The 4,120-nt window shown below is 73.6% G+C and carries 4 protein-coding genes and 1 pseudogene; 2 read left to right on the top strand and 3 right to left on the bottom strand.

The window, feature by feature from the left end:
• Nucleotides 1-1,706 (bottom strand): translation initiation factor IF-2 (locus VFJ94_RS15765; RefSeq protein ID WP_325005176.1); only part of this gene is annotated, 1,706 nt, incomplete at its 3' end.
• Between the two features lie 110 nt (nt 1,707-1,816).
• Nucleotides 1,817-2,212 (bottom strand): YlxR family protein, encoded by a 396-nt coding sequence (locus VFJ94_RS15760; protein ID WP_325005175.1) that lies wholly within the window; start codon nt 2,210-2,212, stop codon nt 1,817-1,819.
• A 101-nt stretch (nt 2,213-2,313) separates the two neighbouring features.
• Here VFJ94_RS15760 and VFJ94_RS15755 point away from each other — a divergent pair, with 101 nt between their 5' ends.
• Both VFJ94_RS15755 and VFJ94_RS15750 read left to right on the top strand, forming a co-directional pair.
• Complete coding sequence (locus tag VFJ94_RS15755) at nt 2,314-3,009, top strand: alpha/beta hydrolase (protein WP_325005174.1); 696 nt, start codon at nt 2,314-2,316, stop codon at nt 3,007-3,009.
• Between the two features lie 30 nt (nt 3,010-3,039).
• Entirely contained in the window at nt 3,040-3,855 is an 816-nt protein-coding gene (locus VFJ94_RS15750; RefSeq protein WP_325005173.1) for a glycoside hydrolase family 16 protein, read from the top strand.
• A 124-nt stretch (nt 3,856-3,979) separates the two neighbouring features.
• Here the strand turns inward: VFJ94_RS15750 and VFJ94_RS15745 are convergent.
• Nucleotides 3,980-4,120 (bottom strand): annotated as a pseudogene (locus tag VFJ94_RS15745) (transcription termination/antitermination protein NusA); the annotation flags it as partial.

The raw sequence follows: 4,120 nt of genomic DNA, 5'->3' as shown, positions 1-4,120 counted from the left end.
GCCGAGACGTCGACGAACATCGTGTCGCCGCCGTACTCCTCGGGCACCAGGCCGTACTCGGTCAGCTGGCCGCGGACCTTGGTCGGGTCGGCCTCCGGCTTGTCGATCTTGTTCACCGCGACCACGATCGGCACGTCGGCCGCCTTGGCGTGGTTCAGCGCCTCCACCGTCTGCGGCATCACGCCGTCGTCGGCGGCGACCACGAGGACCGCGATGTCCGACGACTGCGAGCCGCGGGCACGCATGGCGGTGAACGCCTCGTGACCCGGGGTGTCGATGAAGGTGATCGCGCGCTCGTTCTCGTCGACCTCCGTGGTGACCTGGTAGGCACCGATGTGCTGGGTGATGCCACCGGCCTCCTTGTCGACCACGTTGGCCGAGCGGAGGGCGTCGAGGAGCTTGGTCTTGCCGTGATCGACGTGACCCATGACGGTGACGACCGGCGGGCGGACGACGAGGTCGGACTCGTCGCCCTCGTCCTCACCGAACTCGAGGTCGAAGGACTCGAGCAGCTCGCGGTCCTCGTCCTCGGGCGAGACGACCTGGACGACGTAGTTGAGCTCCTCGCCGAGCAGCTCGAGCGTCGCGTCGTTGACCGACTCGGTGGCGGTCACCATCTCGCCGAGCGAGAACAGCATCTGCACCAGCGAGGCGGCGTCGACGTTGATCTTCTCGGCGAAGTCGGTCAGGGACGCACCTCGGGCGAGCCGGACGGTCTCGCCGTTGCCCTTGCGGACGCGCACGCCGCCGATCGTCGGGGCCTCCATGGCCTCGAACTCCTGGCGACGCGCCCGCTTGGACTTGCGACCGCGACGCGACGGGCCGCCGGGACGGCCGAACGCACCCTGGGTCTGCCCACGCTGACCCGGGCGGCCGCGGCCACCGGGGCCACCGCCGAAGCCGGGACCGCCGCGACCGGGAGCACCGGCGCCTGCACCGGCGCCGGGACGACCCGGAGCACCGGCACCGACACCGCCACGGCCCGGGGCGCCGCCCCGACCGGGCGCACCGCCACGGCCGGGAGCACCGCCGCGGCCCGGACCACCGGCACCGCCGGGGCCGCCGGGACCGCGGTTGGCCCCGAAGGCTCCGGGGTTGCGGGCGATCATCGCGGGGTTCGGACGCGGCATGCCGGGACGGCCACCGGCCGCCGGACGCGGCGGACGGTTGTCGTCCTCGTCGCCCTCACGCGGCGCGGGCGCCGGGCGCCGGCCCATCCCCTGGCTGGACGCGAACGGGTTGTTGCCCGGACGCGGCGTACCGGGGCGGGCGGACGGACGCGGCGCGGTCGGCGTGGGCGAGGAGGCCGCGGGGGCCTCGGGGCTCTCCGGCTCGGCGGCCGGGGTCTCCACCTCGGCGGCCGGCGCCTCGGGCTCGGCCGGCGGCTCCGCCACCTGACGCGGGCCGGGCTTGGGGGCAGCCGGGGCCTCGGCCTCGGCAGCCACCGCCACGACGTCGCTCTCCGCGGGCGCGGGAGCGGCGGCAGCCTTCTTCGCCGCCGGCTTGGCAGCCGGCTTCTCGGCCGGGGTGGGCGCCTGCGACTTCAGGTTCTCGCCGTACTCCTTGCGGAAACGCATCTCCGCCGGGAGCTCGACGGTCGAGCTCGCCGACTTGACGAACTCCCCCATCTCCTTGAACTTCTCGAGAACGAACGTGCTCTCGACTCCGAACTCCTTGGCGAGCTCGTGTACTCGGGTCTTGGCCACGGTTCTCCTTCGTGCGGCCCGAGACCCCTTCCCTCTGCGCGAGGGGCGGAACTCAGACCGTGGGTGGGTGCTGCAAACTCATCGGGAGGTACTCATCGAGTGCTCATGAGCTACTGCTCCAGTTCCTCTTCGGACGGTCGGTCGGTCGTGCTTGCTGTGCTGCTTGCTGTGCTGCTGCCTGTGCTGCTGCTCAGGGTGGTGCCGGTGAACGAGGCGAGGTACGCCGCGACCGGCGCGCTGTCGAGAGCGGCACCGGCCCGGAGGGCAGATGCGAACGCTCGGCGGCGGACGGCGAGGTCGTAGCACGCGGTCGTGGGGTGCAGGTGCGCTCCTCGACCGGGCCGGGTGGCTGCTGGATCGGGCACCGCGGCGGGTCGGCCGGTGGCGTCCGAGCCGACGGTCACCCGCACCAGCTCGCTCTTCGCGGCCCGCTCCCGACATCCGATGCACGTCCGGACGGGCCCTGGCGGGACCGTGGAGGCAGGGGACAGCGAAGCGCGAACCACTGGTTCAACCCTACCCCTCCTCGGGGCTATTCCCCGAACCGCCCCGACCGGGGGCCCGCTAGCGTGCGCCCGTGCGTCCGCTCGCTGCTCTGCTGTCTCCCGTGGCTCGTCGGCTCGTCTACCCCGCCGCCGGCACCCGGGTCCCGGCCGACCGGACCGACCTCGAGCTGCGCTCCGGCGGGGTCGCGCTGCGCGGCTGGGAGGTCAACCCCGGCCGCGACCGGGCGCTGGTCTACTACGGCGGCAACGGCGAAGGCCTGGACTGGCTCGTGCCCGAGCTGGGACGACGCTTCCCCGACCACACGTCGTACCTGGTCGCCTATCGCGGGTACGGCGCGAGCGAGGGCCGCCCGAGCGAGCCGGCCCTCACCTCCGACGCGCTGGCCGTGCACGACCACGCGGCCGCCCGGCACCCCGGCCCGGTCGACGTGGTCGGCCGCAGCCTCGGCAGCGGGGTGGCGATGCAGGTGGCGGTACGCCGCGAGGTCGAGCGGCTGGTGCTGGTCACGCCGTTCGACAGCCTGGTCGCCACCGGCGCCGACCTGTTCCCGCGGCTGCCCGTGCGTCACCTCATCCGCGACCGGTGGGACTCGGCGGCCGTGGCCCACGAGCTCCGCTCCCGCGTCCTGGTGGTCCGTGCCGGACGCGACGCAGTGGTCCGGCCGCCGCGGACCGACCGGCTGCTCGAGGTGCTCCCCGACGACACCGCCGTGCTCGACCTGCCGGACGCCGAGCACGGGACGCTGCACGAGGACCCGGCATACTGGCCGGCCATCGAGGACTTCCTCGGCGCTTGAGCGTCGGTGGCCGCCCCTAGGCTCGGGCACGTGGCCGCCCGCACCGTCAGCGACTCCGGCGACTCCGGCGACTCCGGTGACTTCAGCGAATCCGGCGACTTCAGCGACGACTTCGGCGGCGACCGGCTCGACCCGGCCGTGTGGGACCCGCACTACCTGCCGCACTGGAGCTCCCGGGCCGCGACGCGGGCGACGTACGCCGTGGGCGGCGGGCGGCTGTGCCTGTGGATCCCTCCCGAGCAGCCGCTGTGGTGCCCCGACCTGCACCCCGAGCCGCTCCGGGTGTCGGGGATCGCCTCCGGCGCCCATGCGGGCCCGGTGGGCAGCGCGGTCGGCGGGCAGCCGTTCGTCGACCAGCAGACGGTCCGCGAGGAGCAGCCCCGTCTGGAGGGCTGGCTGCCCCGCCGGGGCCGGGTCGTGGTGCGCTGCCGGATGGAGATCTCCCACCGCTCGATGGCCGCGGTCTGGCTGAGCGGTTTCGAGGAGACGCCCGAGGAGAGCGGGGAGATCTGCCTGGTCGAGGTGTTCGGGAAGGACGTCGAGCCGGGTCGGTCGGCCGAGATCGGGATGGGGCTGAAGAAGTTCCGCGACCCCGCGCTCACCCACGACTTCGCCGCGCCGCGGGTGAGCCTCGACGTCGCGGACTGGCACGAGTACGCCGTGGACTGGGACGAGCACGAGGCGGTCTTCACCGTCGACGGGCGGCAGGTCCGCACCTGCGCCGGCCCCCCGACGTACCCCCTCCAGGTGATGATCGCGGTCTTCGACTTCCCGGCCTGGTCACGCGGCGACGACGCGGGCCTCGTGCCGGTGCTCGAGGTGGACCGGATCAGCGGCTCGCACTGACCCCTCGGCCTTCCCACCCGCCCCGCTGGTCACACCCCCGACGCGTTCCTGTCACTTTGTAGGGGTTGCAACGGCCGACAAGTGCAGGGATCGCCGGTCGACCGGCGATCCCAACCAGCCCCCGTCAGGCGTCGGTGTCCCGTTCCTCCTCGTCGGAGCGGATGTCGATGCGCCAGCCGGTGAGGCGGGCGGCGAGGCGGGCGTTCTGGCCCTCCTTGCCGATCGCCAGGGAGAGCTGGAAGTCGGGCACCACGACGCGGGCCGA

Source organism: Intrasporangium sp., from assembly GCF_035688975.1.
Taxonomy (GTDB): Bacteria; Actinomycetota; Actinomycetes; order Actinomycetales; family Dermatophilaceae; genus CALMNV01.
Note: the sequence above shows the minus strand (reverse complement) of the source record. Positions and strands in the feature narration are given on the sequence as shown.